We start from the raw sequence: 16,231 nt of genomic DNA on the forward strand, positions 1-16,231 counted from the left end.
TCCACTTCAGTAATCCCGCCTCATCGCCACCGTCACGCCGCTAGGGTCTCGAAAGAAGTTGCGAAGATCGTGCGTGACAGGCCGTTGGGGGGACGGACGCCGTACGGGGCGTACCTCCCTTTTGCATGCCATACGGCCGTCTCGCGGCACGAGGTTCAACAGGGAGGGACACCACCGTCATGGGACGTCACAGCTTGCCCGATCAGTATGGGGCGGGCGCGAGCGACCCCCGTCCACGCGCGCGCCGCCGCACGGTGGCCATCGCGACGGTCCTCGTGCTGACCGCGGCCGGCGGCACGGCGGGGGCCGTCAAGAGCGGACTGCTCTCCTTCGGCTCGTCCTGCCAGGACCACGCCGTGCGGCTGAACCTCGTCGCCTCACCGGACATCGCGCCCGCGCTGACCCTCGCGGCGAATCAGGCCCGCGAGGACGGGATCACCTCCGACGGACGGTGCGTCGCCGTGTCGGTGTCCGCCCGGGACTCGTACAAGGTCGCGGACGTGCTCGAGGCCGGCCGGAAGAGCGACGCTCAGGTCTGGGTGGCGGACTCGGACCTGTGGGTGGACCGGATCACGGCGAACAGCGCGGCGACCGACGTGACCCCGGCGGGCGCCGTCGCCTCCACGCCGGTCGGCGTGGCCATGGTGCCGACGGCCGCGAAGTCCCTGGGCTGGCCGCAGAAGACGTACAGCTGGCTGGAGCTGGCCGGCGCGGCCATGCAGGGCGACTCGCTCAGGCTCGGCGCGGCCGACCCGGCGCGCAGCGCCACCGGGCTGCTGGCGCTGACCCGGCTGACCGCGGCCGCGGCCAAGCTCAAGGGCGGGGACACCCAGGCCGCGGCGATGATGAAAACGCTCTCGCAACGCACCTCGGACACCGACGGCCAGGTCGTGGAGACACTGCCCCGCGACTCCTCGGGCACCGAGCTGGGCAACCCCAAGCGCAACGAGGCGCTGATCCTCACCGAGCAGGCGGCCTACACCTACAACTCCTCGGCCGACGCCGACGCCGGGCTCGACATGTTCTACCCCAAGGACGGCTCGCCGCAGCTGACCTACCCGTACACGATGGTCGGCCAGCTGACCACCGACCAGAGCAGGGCCGCGCTGCGGTTCATGAACTACCTGCGCCAGCCCGAGCAGCTGCGCCTGCTGCAGAAGCACGGCTTCCGCACCTCCGACGACGCGGCACCGCGGGCGGTGGTGGCGCGCGCGGGCGGCAGCAGCCCGCAGCCGTACGACGCCGAAGCCCCCGAGCCGGACTCGGACACCGCGCTCCAGGAGGCCCTCGGCACCTGGACGATCACGGTGCAGAGCGCCCGGATCACCACGGTCGTGGACGCGTCCTCCTCCATGTCGGAACCGGTGTCGAAGACGGGTCAGTCCCGGATGGACGTGACCAAGGCGTCGCTGCTGCAGGCCCTGGCCACCTTCACGCCCGACGACGAGATCGGGCTGTGGGAGTTCTCCACGAAGCTCGACGGCGACAAGGACTACCGCGTCCTGGTGCCGACCGAACGCCTGGGCGACCAGAAGGCCGGCGGCACCGTACGGGACGAGCTGTCGGCGGCGTTCACCTCCCTGAAGCCGGTGCCGAACGGCGCGACCGGGCTGTACGACACCACGCTCGCCGCCTACAAGGAGGCCACCTCGTCGTATGTGCAGGGGAAGTTCAACGCCCTGGTCATCCTCACCGACGGGGTCAACCAGGACCCCGGCAGCATCTCCCGCGGCGGGCTGATCAGCCAGTTGCAGAAACTCACCGACCCCGAGCGTCCGGTGCCGCTCATCATGATCGCGGTGGGTCCGGACGCCGACCGGCAGGAGGCCCAGGAGATCGCCGAGGCGACCGGCGGCTCGGGCCAGTCGGTCAGCAACCCCGCCGACATCCAGTCGGTGATGCTGAAGGCGATCGTCGCGGCCGGGGCCGAGGGCAACCCCGACGGCTGACCCGACTGACCCTCAACCGGCGGGCACGGGCTCGGGCAGCCCCACGGGCCAGGTGTGCACCGGCTCGCCGGCCAGCATCAGCTCGCGGTACCTGCGGGTGGTCGCGGCCAGCGCGGCATCGCGTGTCATGCCGGTCTCCAGCGCCCGGTGGAAGGTCGCCGCCTGCCAGGTCGCGCCGTTGGCGCGGCGCCGGCAGCGCTCCTCGATCACGCCGAGGTAGAGGTCCCGGTCCGCGGGCTCGACCCCCCAGGCGTCCAGTCCGGCCGCGGCGAGCGGCAGCAGTTCGTCGCGCACCAGGGTCACCGCGTCGACCTCGGCCGTCCCGCCGTACCGTCCGCGGCGTGGCCACCGCAGCCGGGCCTCGATGCCGTGCTTGCAGGCGGCGTCGAAGTTGGCGGCGGCCGCCTCGAAGGGCAGCCGGGTCCACACCGGCCTGGTCTCCTCGGCGAGGGCGCGGACGAGGCCGTAGTAGAAGGCGGCGTTGGCGATGACGTCCGTGATGGTGGGTCCCGCGGGCAGGACGCGGTTCTCGACGCGCAGGTGCGGGACGCCGTCGGCGATGCCGTAGACCGGGCGGTTCCAGCGGTAGACGGTGCCGTTGTGCAGGACGAGTTCGTACAGTTCGGGGATGCCGCCCGAGTCGAGGACGTCGAGCGGCTCCTCGTCGTCGCAGATGGGCAGCAGGGCCGGGAAGTAGCGCAGGTTCTCCTCGAAGAGCTCGTGCGCGGAGGAGATCCAGCGCTCCCCGAACCAGGTGCGCGGGCGCACGCCCTGGGCCTGGAGCTCGGGCGGGCGGGTGTCGGTGGACTGCTGGAACAGCGGGGGGCGCGACTCGCGCCACAGCTCGCGGCCGAACAGGAACGGCGAGTTGGCGCCGACGGCGATCTGCGCGGCGCTGACGGCCTGCGCGGCGTTCCACACGTCGGCGAAGCGGCCCGGGGTGACCTGGAGGTGCAGCTGCACCGAGGTGCAGGCGGCCTCCGGGGCTATGGACTTGGAGGTGCAGGTGAGGCGCTCCACGCCGTCGATGTCGAGCGCGAAGTCCTCGCCGCGGGCGGCCACGATCTGGTCGTTGAGGAGGGCGTAGCGGTCGACCGCGGAAAGGTTGGTGGAGACCAGGTCGTCCCGGTCGAGCGTGGGCAGAATGCCGATCATCACGATTCCGGCGTCGAGCTCGCCGGCTTTCCGGTCGGCATATGCCAGGGAGGTGCGGAGTTCCTCGGCGAGCCGGTCGAATACCCGGCCGCCCAGCGGATGTGGGGCTATGTTGACTTCCAGGTTGAACATGGCGAGTTCTGTTTGGAAATCTCGGCTCGCGATGCGTTCGAGGACCTGCGCATTGAGCATTTTCGGCATCCCGTCGGCGCCGGCCAGATTCAATTCGATCTCCAGCCCCATGAGATTCCTGGGGCGTTCGAACCGCTTCTCGGCCAGGAGCCGCTCCAGTCCCGTCAGGCACCTGCGGAGCTTGTCCCGGTAGAGCTGACGATCGGAGAGGTCGATCCGACCTGCCACGACCTTCTCCCCCATCGAAGCTTCCCTCCTGGATCGGGCGGCTCGACGATTCGGCCGCCGCTGTCGGGTCACGGGGGATGATGCCCCGCCTCGGCGATCGATAACGCCCCCACAGTCCTCCGTCGGGCGCTACTCTGGTGGGATGTGACCGGCGGCACATTCACCGGGCATGCAGCACGGCGCAGTTTCGCGCCGACAGGAACTCGTGAAAAACGCCGACGAGAATTGGCCGACCGCTCCCCGGGTATTGTCCGAGGTCACCGCCGTAAGGCCGGAGCGGAAACGGGATGATTCCCGCGCATCGCCGACCGGATACGCCCTTGCCGGGTGCACCGGAAACGGCTAGCCGAAACACCGTGTGAACATACGTCGTATAAACTCCGCGAACAGGCAGAGGGTTGGCGCCCAGGTCGTGGAACCTGCCGTCGGGGTGCCGTGCGGCAGTCCTCACTACACTCCGCGTTCCCAGACCCCGGCCCCCGACACTCTCGCCTCGTGAGCAGACAGCGCCGTCCGCCCCCGCCCTCGCGCCACCGTGCCTGTCGAATGAGAGGCGACCCACCATGCCGCTGCATGTCCCCCCGGCTCCCGCGCCCGCCCTTCGCACCGTCCTCACCGCACTCGGTTCGCCCACCGCGGTCCGCGAGGCCCGAACGCCCTCCCTGCTGCGAGCACAGGGGCCCGCCACCCCCGAGCTCCCGCTGCCCGTCCACGTCCTCGACCGGCCGGTCCAGGACGGCTCCTCCCTCACCCGGCTCGCCGGCTGGCGCTTCCTCATCCGCTGCGGCGACCGCGCGGTGGCCGCGGCCGAGACCATGCTGACCGCGGACGGCTGGGCCTTCTCGCACTTCTTCGAAGGGCCCTACATCGCCTCCACCGAGCGCGCGCTGCGCCAGGCCGAGACGATGAAACAGCCGTACCAGCCGCGCCTGCTGTCGGTGCCGAGCCTGTACATGCTCACGCTCTGGCTGCACGGCGACTGCACGGCCGACGCCTCCACCGGCCACCCCGCCCCGACGGACCTGCTCGTCCCGCTCGCGCCGGCGCCGCCCGGCATCGCGGCCCACCGCCCGCTCCGCGTCGCCGAACTGCTTCCCGTGCTGACCCATCGGGTGACTGCGGTTCCGCTGCTCGGCCAGATCGCCTGAAATCCCCTCCAGCGAACACCCCCGTACCCCGTCGCCGAATTCCCGGTGACGGGGTACGGCGCTGTTTGGCCCCGCATTCTGCTCGTACGAGCAAATAACTGCTCGTACGAGCCGCTAAATGCCTTCCTTCCTGGACGGACTAGCCCTATCAGGCCACCGTGAACCATCCGAAGTGACAGTGCAGTTGGACTGAACCGTGCGCGCCGCGGATGCGTCATCAACCTGTGAAGAAGTGGTGCGTCGAAATGCCTGCGGATTGACGTCCGTAGGGCAACACTGGACTGGACCGACTTATCACAACGGGGGGCGGCCATGGACGACACGTCAAGCCGCGTGACAGACACGACAGCCATCACATCCATGACGACACAGCGAAAGATCCCACCAATGTGCCAGCACCAGCCACCGTGTCCTTCAGCCGACTCCGCCGACCGGGAATCCGCCCGCCTCGTGGCGCACCACCCGGAGCAGGGATGGAGCCTGCTGTGCAACGGCGTTCTGCTCTTCGAGGACACCGGTGAGCTCCTGCCCGACGGCCAGATCATCGCCCCGCACCGCAGCCAGGTGATGACCGCCGCCTGAGGCGAGTCCGGGCGGCACCGAGCCGTCCGGTGACATCCGGGGCCGGTCGCGGACCTGAACCGCGAGCCGGCCCCGACGCATGTCCGGTCCCGATCACACACCGTAGTTACCCGTGCGTAGTGAAGTGACGGCAGTGACCCGGCCCGGATCCGGGGGTGATCTCCCTTCCCACGGACGCCCGTTTTCCGGAAGACTTCTGGAAGTTTCGCCGCAAGCGTCCACGGAGGTGGGGGGATTGGCAGCAGACGAGGCCGGGGCCGGGGAGGCGCCCGAGGGGCGGGGCCGGGTCACGATCACGGAGATCGCCCGGCAGGCCGGGGTCTCGGTGCCGACGGTGTCGCGGGTCGTCAACGGACGGTCCGACGTGTCGCCGAGGACCCGGGCCCGGGTGGAGGACCTGCTGCTGCGGCACGGCTACCGCAAGCGCCCGACCGTCTCCGGCAGCGGTGCGGCCCTGCTGGACCTGGTCTTCAACGACCTCGACAGTCCCTGGGCGGTGGAGATCATCCGGGGCGTGGAGGAGGTGGCGCACGCGGCCGGGGTGGGCACGGTGGTGTCGGCGATCCACGGACGCTCGGGAGACGCCCGCGAATGGATGCGCAACCTCCGGGCGCGCGCCTCGGACGGCGTCATCCTGGTCACCTCGGCCCTGGAGCCGGTGCTGCACGAGGAGTTGCGGGCCCTCGGCGTCCCGCTGGTCGTCGTCGACCCGGCGGGCTCCCCCGCCCTCGACGTGCCTACCATCGGCGCGGCCAACTGGTCCGGCGGCATGGCGGCCACCGACCATCTGCTGTCCCTGGGCCACCGCAGGATCGGCCTGATCGCCGGCCCGCCCCGGCTGCTGTGTTCCCGCGCCCGCCTGGACGGCTACCGGGCCGCCCTGGAGGGCGCCGGCGTCGCCCTGGACGAAACCCTGGTCGTCCCCGGCGACTTCCACCCCGAGTCCGGCTTCCGGGGCTGCAACACCCTCCTGGACCTCCCCGAACCGCCGACCGCCGTCTTCGCGGCCAGCGACCAGATGGCCCTCGGCGCGATCGAGGCGCTGCGCCGGCGCGGCCTGCGCGTGCCGGAGGACATGAGCGTGGTCGGCTTCGACGACCTCCCCGAGGTCCGCTGGTCCGCTCCCCCGCTCACCACGGTCCGCCAACCGCTGGCCGACATGGGCAAGTTGGCGGTCCGCACGGCCCTGCGCCTGACCCGCGACGAACGACCGGACTCACCGCGCGTGGAGCTGGGCACGGAGCTGGTGGTGCGGTCCAGCACCGCACCACCAGCACTGCCCTGAGCTAGCTCAAAGCCTTCCTGATCGCGAAGTTACGCGGGCTTGGGCGCGAGTTGCTCGTCCCACGGCAGCGCCGCGCCCTCCCCTGGGAAGAAGGCCGGGATCCAGGAGTACTTGTCGGTGTAGTCCCAGATCGTGATGCCCACGCAGCGGCGGACCGCCAGACAGGCCGAGGTCAGCCGGCCGTACCAGTCGGCCTGTTCCGCCAGCTTGTCCTCGGTCGCCGGGAGGAGCATCCGGATGTCGACCTCGGTGAGCGCGGTGTCCAGACCGAGCCGGGAGAAGCGACGCAGGTTGTCCTCCAGGGTGGTCGGATAGCCGTACTGGAGCGCGAGGTGGGCCTGCAGGCCGATGCCGTCCAGCGGGACCTTCCGTGCCTTGAGGTCCTTGGCCAGCTGGTAGTACGCGTCCGACTTCGGGCCGACCGCCTCGATGTTGTAGTCGTTCAGGTAGAGCTTGGCGTGCGGGTCGGCCTGGTGGGCCCAGCGCAGCGCGTCGGCGATGTAGCCGGGGCCGAGGGTCTTGTACCAGATGGTCTCCCGGTAGGTGCCGTCCTCGTTGAACGCCTCGTTGACGACGTCCCAGGAGTAGACCTTGCCCCGGTAGTGCCGTACCTCCGTCTGGATGTGGTTCTTCAGCACCGCCCGCAGTTCGGCAGCCGTCCAGTCGCGGCCGGTGAGCCAGCTCGGCAGCTGACTGTGCCAGACCAGGGTGTGGGCCCGTACCCGCTGGTGGTTCTTGCGGGCGAGGTCCACGATCTGGTCGCCGTTGGTCCAGTCGAAGACGCCCTGTCGCGGCTCGGTGGCGTACCACTTCATGCCGTTGCCGGGCGTGATCATGTCGAACTCCTCGCCGAGCAGGGCCGTGTAGGCGCTGTCGGTGAGTTCCGGGTTGTCGGTCGCGCTGCCGAAGTAGCGGCCGTGGCGCTGGGCCAGCTCCGCGAGCGTCGGCTGCTTGGGGCTCGCCTGGGCCGACGGCCCGGCGGCGAGTCCGGCCACGACCAGGCCGGCGGCGAGCGCGCCGGTGAGTCTGAGGCGGGTGGTCTTGCGCATGGTGCGACTCCTCACGGTGTGGGGTGTGGGGCCGTACGTCCGCCGGCGCGCGTCATCCCTTCGTGGCGCCGGCGGTGAGGCCGCCGACGAGCTGGCGCTCGGCGACCGAGTAGAGGGCGAGGGCGGGGACCATCGCCAGGACGAGGTAGGCGAAGACACGGGCGTACTCGGCGGAGTACTGGCCCTGGAACTGCACGACGCCGAGGGGCAGCGTCCACCACTTGGAGTCGGTGAACACCAGCAGCGGCAGCATGAAGTTGTTCCAGCTGGCGACGACGGCGAGCACGGAGACCGTGCCGAGCGCCGGCCGCGCCATGGGCAGCAGCACCCGCCAGAAGAACCCGAAGGCGCTGCACCCGTCCAGCGTGGCCGCCTCCTCCAGCTCTCCCGGGATCTGCCGGAAGAAGCCCCGCAGGATGATGATGGTCATCGGCAGCCCGAAGGCGGCCTGCGGGAGGATCACGCCGAGCGGGTTGTCCAGCAGGTCCAGGTAGCGAAGGATCAGGAACAGCGGCAGGACGGCCACCGCGAAGGGGAACATCAGCCCCATCGTGAAGAACATGAACAGCAGCTCCCGCCCCCGGAAGGCGAACCGGGCGAAGGAGAAGGCGGCGAGGGCGGACACGGCGACCACGAGCACGGTCGTCGCCACCGCCACCAGGGTGCTGTTGCCGAGCAGCCGCCAGAAGTCGCCCGAGCCGAGGATGTCGGTGTAGTTCCCGGTCAGCCAGTGTTCGGGCAGCCCGAAGGGGTTGCGGGAGAGCTCGTCGGTCGACTTGAAGCCGGACAGGGCGGCGTACAGCAGGGGTACGACCACCACCGCGCCGACCAGCACGAGCACGACGTGCAGCGGCAGTTTGCGCAGGGTCTTCACGCGCCGTCCCCCCTCATGTTCGTGGTGGCTCCTTCGAGGTCGCGGCGGAGCACGAACCGCTGGTAGGCGAGGGCGAAGACGAGGCAGATGCCGAACATGACCACGCTGATCGCGCTGGCGTAGCCGACCTGGTAGCGCTTGAAGCCGTACTGGAACATGGTCACGGCCATCGTCTCGGAGTGGTGGTCGGGTCCGCCCTGGGTGATCACCCAGACCAGGTCGAACAGTTGGATCGACCCGATGACGGAGAGGAAGACGCTGATGCGCAGGGTGGGCGCGAGCAGCGGCAGGGTGACGTTGCGGAAGCGCTGCCAGGGGCCGGCGCCGTCGATCAGCGCGGCCTCCGTCAACTCGGCCGGGATGGACTGGAGTCCGGCGAGGTAGAGCATCATGTGGAAGCCGAAGTACTTCCAGGTCATGACGAGGAAGAGGGTCGCCATGACGTAGGAGGGGTCGGCGAACCACTCCCCGCCGATCCCGCCCAGGCCGACGGCGCCGAGCACATGGTCGGCGAGCCCGTCGTCCGGGGCGAAGACCATGCTGAACAGGACGCCGGTGATGGCCTCGGACAGCACGTAGGGGGCGAAGAACAGCATCCGGTACACGGCCCGGCCGCGCAGCCGCTGGTTCAGCGCCACCGCCATGGCCAGCGCGAACGGCAGTTGCAGCACGAGGGAGAGGCCGACCAGGAGCAGACAGCGCCACAGGTCGCCGAGGAAGACGTCGTCCTTGAAGAGCTGTGTGAAGTTGTCCGTGCCGATGTAGTCGGAGGGCATGCCGAAGCCGCCCCAGCGGAAGAACGCGGCGTACAGCGCGAACAGCATCGGCAGCAGCACCAGGCCGATGAAGAGCACCAGCGCCGGCACCTGGAAGCCGACCGCGGTGAGCCAGTTGACCAGCCGCCGGCGCGCACGCCCGCGTCCCGGCCTCGCCACGGGGGAGGTCGGGGCGAGGCCGGTGCCGGTCCGCTCGTCCGGGAGGAAAGTGGAGGTCATCGCCGGCAACTACGCTTCCTTCGCGGCCTTGGTGATCGACTGGGTGACCTGCTCGGGCGACTTGGAGCCGGCGATGAGCGCGGAGACGCTGTCGTTGACCTCCTGCCCGACGGCGGGCGCGTACGCCTGGTCGAGGTAGAGCTGGAAGCCGGTGGCGCCCTTCAACTGGGCTTGTACCGCCTCGGTGTTGGGGTCCGAGAGGCCCTTCTCCGCGCCGGGGACGATCGGCAGCGTGTTGGTCTTCCTGACCAGTTCGAGGTCGGTGGCCTCGGAGGCGAAGAACTTCAGGAAGTCGACGGCCGCCTGCGGCGCGCCCTTGCGCAGGGCGTGCCCGCCACCGCCGCCGAACACCTCGGTGATCGCGCCCTTTCCGCCCTCGACGGCCGGGAAGGGGAAGAAGCCGAGGTTCGAACCGAGCCCCTTGCCGGAGTCGGCCTCGACGACCGGGGCCCACTGGCCCATCAGCTCCATGGCCGCCTTGCCGTTGCCCATGGTGGCGGCCTGTCCGGTCGGGGTGGAGTACGAGGCGCCCAGGAACCCCTTCTGGAACGGCTGGAGTTTGACCAGGTCCTGGAGGTGCTGCCCGGCCTGGACCAGCCCGGGGTCACTGAAGTCCTTGTCGTCGCTGGCCTTCTGGAGGGCGGCTATGCCGGCCGTGCGCATGGCGAGGTAGGCCCAGTAGTACATCTCGGGCCACTTCTCCTTGCCGGCCAGGGCGATGGGCGTGATGTTCTTCGCCTTGAGCTTCTTCACCGCGTCGAGGAAGCCGCTCCAGGTGGTGGGGGGCGTGCTGATGCCCGCCTGCCGGAAGAGCGCCTTGTTGTACCAGAAGCCGATCATGCCGATGTCGAACGGGATGCCGTACACCTTCTTGTCGAAGATGTACGGCTGCTTCGCCACCGACAGCAGGCCGTCGGCCCACGGCTTGGTGCGGTCGGTGAGGTCCTCGACGAGACCTGCGTCGATCTGCTGCCTGAGGACGCCGCCGCCCCAGGTGTGGAAGATGTCCGGCAGCTTCCCGGAGGCGGTCAGCGCGGTCATCTTGGACTTGTAGGCGTCGTTCTCCAGCTGCACGATCTTCAGCTTGACCTTGGGGTTCTGGGCCTCGAACTTCTTGGCGAGGCCGGCCCAGACGGTCTTCGTCGGCTCGGTGGTGGAGATGTTCCACCACTCGATCGTGGTCGTGCCGTCCGCGGACGACCCGTTCGAGTCGCCGCCGCAGCCGCTCAGTGCGGTCATGCCCAGACCGGCCGCGGCGGAGGCCGCCAGGAAGCCGCGGCGGGACAGTGCCCGGTCGCCCATGATGCGCTCCTTGGGGTAGGGACGGCGTGTCCACGACCGTCCGCTGGACCGAAAGTTTCGGAGTTGATCCAGAAAGATGCGTTGTTGCCGCACCCTAGAGACAGCTCCCAAACGGTGGCAACCCCTTGTACGCGCTGAATCTGCGGCCAACCTGCGGGGACGGCCGTACTGTTGACTAGATCCCGGATTGTTCGGACCCCTGACATGCGTCAGCCCCTCCGGAAGAACGTCGAAACATTCGGATGAGTCGACGAACCTTCCGGAGGGGCACTGCGCACTGTAGAAGCTCAGGTCTCGAAGCGATACCCCATGCCGGGCTCGGTGATGAGATGGGAGGGGTGGGCGGGATCCGCCTCGAGTTTCCGGCGCAGCTGGGCCATGTAGACGCGCAGGTAGTTGGTCTTGCTGGTGCTCGCGACTCCCCAGACCTCCTGCAGCAACTGCTTCTGGGTGACCAGCCGGCCGGGGTTGGTGATCAGGATCTCCAGCAGATGCCACTCGGTCGGGGTGAGGCGCACGTCGTGCCCGCCGCGCACCACCTTCTTGGCCAGCAGGTCGACGGTGAACCCGTCCGTCTCGACCCGGGCGGTCCCCGAGGCCGCCGGGTCGTCCTCGACCCGGCGGACCGCCGCCCTGAGCCGGGCCATCAGCTCGTCCATGCTGAACGGCTTGGTGACGTAGTCGTCGGCGCCGGCGTCCAGGGCGGCGACCTTCTCCGCGGACGCCTGCCGGGCGGAGAGCACCAGGATCGGCACCCGGGTCCAGCCGCGCAGGGCACGGATGACGTCGACGCCGTCCATGTCGGGCAGTCCGAGGTCGAGCATCACGACGTCCGGCTGCCGGGTGGCCGCCAGCCGGAGGGCGGTGGCGCCGTCGGGCGCCGCGTCCACTCCGTACCGGCGTGCCCGCATGTTGATCACGAGTGCTCGTACGAGCTGGGGGTCGTCTTCCACGACCAGCACCCGGGTCATCGGTCAGCGGCCCTTGGCCAGTTCCCGTAGGGCGATGTTGAGTTCGAGGACGTTCACGCGGGGCTCGCCGATGAAGCCGAGGGTGCGGCCCTGCGTGTGGTCCTCGACCAGCTTCTCCACCCGGGCGACGGAGAGATGGTTGCGTTCGGCGACCCGGTGGACCTGGAGCTCGGCGTAGGCCGGGGAGATGTCCGGGTCGAGGCCGGAGCCGGAGGAGGTGACGGCGTCGGCGGGCACCTGGGAGGGCCTGACCTTGTAGTCGGCCGTCGAGTTCTCCGCCACCACCTTGGCCTTCGCCTGCTTCACCCATGTGACGAGCTGGGGGTTGTCGGCGGAGCGGTTGGTGGCGCCGGAGAGGATCAGCTTGTACTGGGTGTTGACGGTGTTCTCACCCAGTCCGTTCGCCGGACGGGGCTGGAAGTAGTCGAGGCCGTAGTGCTGCTGGCCGATCAGGGAGGAGCCGACGACCTTCCCGTCCAGCTTGATCTCCGAGCCGTTGGCCTTGTTGTTGAACAGTGCCTGCGCCACGCCTGTCACGGCCAGCGGATAGAGGACGCCGGTGAGCAGGGTCAGCACGAGCAGCGCCCGCAGGCCCGCCCCGAGCAACCGCCCGGTGTTCACGACGGAGTTGTTCATGTGGGTTCACCCGATCCCGGGGATCAGAGAAATGAGCAGGTCGATGAGCTTGATGCCGATGAACGGGGCGATCAGCCCGCCCAGTCCGTATATCCCGAGGTTGCGGCGCAGCATCCGGTCCGCGCTCACCGGCCGGTACTGCACGCCCCTCAGGGCCAGCGGCACCAGCGCGATGATGATGAGCGCGTTGAAGATGACCGCCGACAGGATCGCGGAGTCGGGCGAGGAGAGGCGCATGATGTTCAGCTTGTCCAGGCCCGGGTAGACGGCCGCGAACAGTGCCGGGATGATCGCGAAGTACTTCGCGACATCGTTCGCGATGGAGAAGGTCGTCAGCGCGCCCCGGGTGATCAGGAGCTGCTTGCCGATCTCGACGATCTCGATCAGCTTGGTCGGGTTGGAGTCGAGGTCGACCATGTTGCCGGCCTCCTTGGCGGCCGACGTGCCCGTGTTCATGGCCACGCCGACGTCCGCCTGGGCGAGCGCGGGCGCGTCGTTGGTGCCGTCGCCGGTCATCGCGACGAGCTTGCCGCCCGCCTGCTCCCGCTTGATCAGCGCCATCTTGTCCTCGGGAGTCGCCTCCGCGAGGAAGTCGTCGACGCCCGCCTCCTCGGCGATCGCCCTGGCCGTCAGCGGGTTGTCGCCGGTGATCATGACGGTCTTGATGCCCATGCGGCGCAGCTCGTCGAACCGCTCCCGCATGCCCTCCTTGACGACGTCCTTGAGGTGGATGACGCCCAGCACCCGGGCGCCGCCCGTGTCCTCGACCGCCACCAGCAGCGGTGTGCCGCCCGCCTCGGCGATGCGGTCGGTCACCTCCTGCGCGTCCTCGGCGACCTCACCGCCGCGCTCGCGCACCCAGGCGACGACCGCACCGGCGGCGCCCTTGCGGATCCTGCGTCCCTCGACGTCGACGCCGGACATCCGGGTCTGCGCGGTGAACGGGATCCACTCGGCCCCGGCGAGCTCCCCCTGGTGCCGCTCGCGCAGCCCGTACTTCTCCTTCGCCAGGACGACGACGGAGCGGCCCTCGGGCGTCTCGTCGGCCAGCGACGACAGCTGGGCGGCGTCGGCGACCTCGGCCTCGGTGGTGCCGTGCACCGGGACGAACTCCGCGGCCTGGCGGTTGCCGAGGGTGATGGTGCCGGTCTTGTCGAGCAGCAGGGTGGAGACGTCGCCGGCCGCCTCGACCGCCCGGCCGGACATGGCGAGGACGTTGCGCTGGACCAGCCGGTCCATGCCGGCGATGCCGATCGCGGACAGCAGCGCGCCGATCGTCGTGGGGATCAGACACACCAGCAGCGCCACCAGCACGACCATCGTCAGGTGGGTGCCCGCGTAGTCCGCGAACGGCGGCAGCGTGGCCACCGCGAGCAGGAAGACGATCGTCAGCGAGGCGAGCAGGATGTTCAGCGCGATCTCGTTGGGGGTCTTCTGCCGGGCCGCGCCCTCCACCAGGTTGATCATCCGGTCGATGAAGGTCTCGCCGGGCCTGGTCGTGATCTTGATGACGATCCGGTCGGAGAGGACCTTCGTACCGCCCGTGACGGCACTGCGGTCACCGCCCGACTCCCGGATGACGGGCGCCGACTCGCCGGTGATCGCGGACTCGTCGACCGAGGCGACACCCTCGATCACGTCGCCGTCGCCGGGAATGACGTCACCCGCCTCGCAGACGACGAGGTCGCCGATCCGCAACTCGGTTCCCGGCACCCGCTCCTCGCCGTCCCCGGCGAGCCGGCGTGCCACGGTGTCGGTCTTGGCCTTGCGCAGGGTGTCGGCCTGCGCCTTGCCGCGGCCCTCGGCGACGGCCTCCGCCAGGTTGGCGAAGACCACGGTCAGCCACAGCCAGGCGCTGATCGCCCAGCCGAACCAGTCGCCCGGGTCCTTGAAGGAGAAGACGGTGGTCAGCACGGAGCCGACCCACACCACGAACATCACGGGCGACTTGACCAGCACCCGTGGGTCCAGCTTGCGCAGGGCGTCGGGCAGCGACTTCACCAACTGCCCGGGATCGAAGAGTCCCGCGCCGACCCGGCTCTCCCGGTGGCCGGTGGGCACGTCCTGGTGCGGTGCCCGGGTGGGAGTGGCTGTGGACATGGAGTCCTCGTGCTTCTGCGTGTCGGTGGTCATGACGCCAGCCCCTCGGCCAGCGGGCCCAGCGCGAGGGCCGGAAAGTAGGTCAGACCGGTGATGATCAGGATCGCGCCCACCAACAGGCCGGTGAACAGCGGTTTCTCGGTGCGCAGGGTGCCCGCGGTCTCCGGGACCGGCTTCTGCTCGCCGAGCGAACCCGCCAACGCCAGCACGAACACCATGGGCAGGAACCGGCCGAAGATCATCGCCAGGCCCAGGGTGCTGTTGAACCACTGCGTGTCCGCGTTCAGCCCGGCGAAGGCGGAGCCGTTGTTGTTGGCGGCGGACGTGTAGGCGTACAGGATCTCGGAGAAGCCGTGCGCACCGCTGTTGGTCATCGAGTGCGCCGGAGTGGGCAGGGCCATCGCGAAGGCGGTGAAGACGAGCACCAGCGCCGGGGTGACCAGGATGTAGCAGGCCGCGAGCTTGATCTCCCGGGTGCCGATCTTTTTGCCCAGGTACTCGGGCGTACGGCCCACCATCAGCCCGGCGATGAACACCGCGATGATCGCCATGATCAGCATGCCGTACAGACCGGATCCGGTGCCGCCGGGTGCGATCTCGCCCAGCATCATGCCGAGCAGGGTGATGCCGCCGCCGAGCCCGGTGAAGGAGGAGTGGAAGGAGTCCACGGCGCCGGTCGAGGTGAGCGTGGTCGACACCGCGAAGATCGACGAGGAGCCGACCCCGAAGCGGACCTCCTTGCCCTCCATCGCCCCGCCGGCCAGCTGCAACGCCGGTCCGTGGTGGGCGAACTCGGTCCACATCATCAGGCCGACGAAGCCGACCCAGATGGTGGCCATGGTGGCGAGGATCGCGTACCCCTGCTTCACGCTGCCGACCATCACGCCGAAGGTGCGGGTCAGCGCGAACGGGATGACCAGCAGCAGGAAGATCTCGAAGAGGTTGGTGAAGGGGGTCGGGTTCTCGAAGGGATGCGCCGAGTTGGCGTTGAAGTAGCCGCCGCCGTTGGTGCCCAGCTCCTTGATGGCCTCCTGGGAGGCCACCGCTCCGCCGTTCCACTGCTGCGAACCGCCGAAGAACTGGCCGACCTCGTGGATCCCGGAGAAGTTCTGGATGGCCCCGCAGGCCACCAGCACGATCGCCGCGACGAAGGCGCCCGGCAGCAGGATGCGGGTGACACCGCGCACCATGTCCGACCAGAAGTTGCCCAGTTCACCGGTGCGGGAGCGCGCGAAACCGCGTACGAGGGCGACGGCCACCGCCATGCCGACCGCCGCGGAGACGAAGTTCTGCACGGCGAGACCGGCGGTCTGCACGACGTGGCCCATGGCCTGCTCGCCGTAGTAGGACTGCCAGTTGGTGTTGGTCACGAAGGACGCGGCCGTGTTGAACGCCTGGTCGGGGTCGATGGACTTGAAGCCCAGCGACAGCGGCAGGACGCCCTGGAGGCGCTGCAGCAGGTAGAGGAAGAGGACGCTGACGGCCGAGAAGGCCAGGACTCCGCGCAGGTACGCGGGCCAGCGCATCTCCGTGTCCGGGTCGGCGCCGATGCCCTTGTAGATCCACCGCTCCACGCGCCAGTGCCGGTCGGCGGAGTAGACCCGGGCCATGTAGGTGCCGAGGGGAACATAGGCGAGCGCCAACGCCGCTATGAGCGCGAGCAGTTGGAGCACGCCGGCGAGTACGGGACCCATCGCTTGTCTCAGAACCTCTCGGGGAAGATCAGGGCGAGGACGAGATAGCCCAGCAGGGCGAGGGCCACGACCAGGCCGACGACGTTCTCGGCGGTCACAGCTTCGTCACCCCCTTGGCGACGAGGGCCACC

General features: G+C 69.4%; 13 protein-coding genes and 1 pseudogene. 4 read left to right on the forward strand and 10 right to left on the reverse strand.

Annotation, left to right across the window (positions count from 1 at the left end):
• The first annotated feature begins 179 nt into the window (after window positions 1-179).
• Window positions 180-1,949 (forward strand): substrate-binding domain-containing protein, encoded by a 1,770-nt coding sequence (locus MKW14_RS22775; protein ID WP_240864962.1) that lies wholly within the window; start codon window positions 180-182, stop codon window positions 1,947-1,949.
• Window positions 1,950-1,961: 12 nt separating this feature from the next.
• Here MKW14_RS22775 and MKW14_RS22780 read toward each other — a convergent pair whose 3' ends face one another.
• Window positions 1,962-3,479, reverse strand: coding sequence for a glutamate-cysteine ligase family protein (locus MKW14_RS22780; protein ID WP_240864963.1), 1,518 nt, complete (start codon window positions 3,477-3,479; stop codon window positions 1,962-1,964).
• 548 nt (window positions 3,480-4,027) lie between these two features.
• Here MKW14_RS22780 and MKW14_RS22785 point away from each other — a divergent pair.
• The 3 genes from MKW14_RS22785 to MKW14_RS22795 all read left to right on the forward strand — a co-directional run bounded on the left by MKW14_RS22785 (window position 4,028) and on the right by MKW14_RS22795 (window position 6,479).
• Window positions 4,028-4,612: a hypothetical protein gene (locus tag MKW14_RS22785; RefSeq protein WP_240864964.1), complete on the forward strand. Its 585-nt coding sequence runs from the start codon at window positions 4,028-4,030 to the stop codon at window positions 4,610-4,612.
• A 387-nt stretch (window positions 4,613-4,999) separates the two neighbouring features.
• Entirely contained in the window at window positions 5,000-5,194 is a 195-nt protein-coding gene (locus tag MKW14_RS22790; protein ID WP_133047485.1) for a DUF5999 family protein, read from the forward strand.
• A 235-nt stretch (window positions 5,195-5,429) separates the two neighbouring features.
• Window positions 5,430-6,479 carry a LacI family DNA-binding transcriptional regulator gene (locus tag MKW14_RS22795; RefSeq protein WP_240864966.1) on the forward strand — a complete coding sequence of 350 codons (1,050 nt, stop codon included), beginning with the start codon at window positions 5,430-5,432 and terminating at the stop codon, window positions 6,477-6,479.
• Window position 6,480: 1 nt separating this feature from the next.
• Here MKW14_RS22795 and MKW14_RS22800 read toward each other — a convergent pair.
• The 9 genes and pseudogenes from MKW14_RS22800 to kdpF all read right to left on the reverse strand — a co-directional run bounded on the left by MKW14_RS22800 (window position 6,481) and on the right by kdpF (window position 16,198).
• Window positions 6,481-7,528, reverse strand: a pseudogene (locus MKW14_RS22800) (endo-1,4-beta-xylanase).
• A 52-nt stretch (window positions 7,529-7,580) separates the two neighbouring features.
• The gene (locus MKW14_RS22805) at window positions 7,581-8,402 is read right to left on the reverse strand and encodes a carbohydrate ABC transporter permease (protein WP_240864968.1); all 822 of its coding nucleotides are present in this window, start codon (window positions 8,400-8,402) and stop codon (window positions 7,581-7,583) included.
• Window positions 8,399-9,397, reverse strand: coding sequence for a carbohydrate ABC transporter permease (locus MKW14_RS22810; protein WP_240864969.1), 999 nt, complete (start codon window positions 9,395-9,397; stop codon window positions 8,399-8,401). Before MKW14_RS22810 ends, MKW14_RS22805 begins: the two co-directional genes overlap by 4 nt.
• A gap of 9 nt (window positions 9,398-9,406) precedes the next feature.
• On the reverse strand, window positions 9,407-10,699 hold the full coding sequence (locus tag MKW14_RS22815) for an extracellular solute-binding protein (RefSeq protein ID WP_240864970.1): 1,293 nt from the start codon (window positions 10,697-10,699) through the stop codon (window positions 9,407-9,409).
• Window positions 10,700-10,986: 287 nt separating this feature from the next.
• On the reverse strand, window positions 10,987-11,670 hold the full coding sequence (locus MKW14_RS22820; protein WP_240864972.1) for a response regulator: 684 nt from the start codon (window positions 11,668-11,670) through the stop codon (window positions 10,987-10,989).
• Between the two features lie 3 nt (window positions 11,671-11,673).
• Window positions 11,674-12,306 carry a potassium-transporting ATPase subunit C gene (locus MKW14_RS22825; RefSeq protein ID WP_240864974.1) on the reverse strand — a complete coding sequence of 211 codons (633 nt, stop codon included), beginning with the start codon at window positions 12,304-12,306 and terminating at the stop codon, window positions 11,674-11,676.
• A 6-nt stretch (window positions 12,307-12,312) separates the two neighbouring features.
• Window positions 12,313-14,439: a potassium-transporting ATPase subunit KdpB gene (gene kdpB / locus MKW14_RS22830; protein WP_240864975.1), complete on the reverse strand. Its 2,127-nt coding sequence runs from the start codon at window positions 14,437-14,439 to the stop codon at window positions 12,313-12,315.
• Window positions 14,436-16,100 carry a potassium-transporting ATPase subunit KdpA gene (gene kdpA / locus MKW14_RS22835; RefSeq protein WP_240864976.1) on the reverse strand — a complete coding sequence of 555 codons (1,665 nt, stop codon included), beginning with the start codon at window positions 16,098-16,100 and terminating at the stop codon, window positions 14,436-14,438. The genes kdpB and kdpA overlap by 4 nt, the downstream gene beginning before the upstream one ends.
• Before the next feature lie 8 nt (window positions 16,101-16,108).
• Complete coding sequence (gene kdpF, locus MKW14_RS22840; protein WP_240864977.1) at window positions 16,109-16,198, reverse strand: K(+)-transporting ATPase subunit F; 90 nt, start codon at window positions 16,196-16,198, stop codon at window positions 16,109-16,111.
• Between the last annotated feature and the right edge of the window lie 33 nt (window positions 16,199-16,231).

It is taken from the genome of Streptomyces gilvus, from assembly GCF_022513565.1.
Taxonomy (GTDB): Bacteria; Actinomycetota; Actinomycetes; order Streptomycetales; family Streptomycetaceae; genus Streptomyces; species Streptomyces gilvus.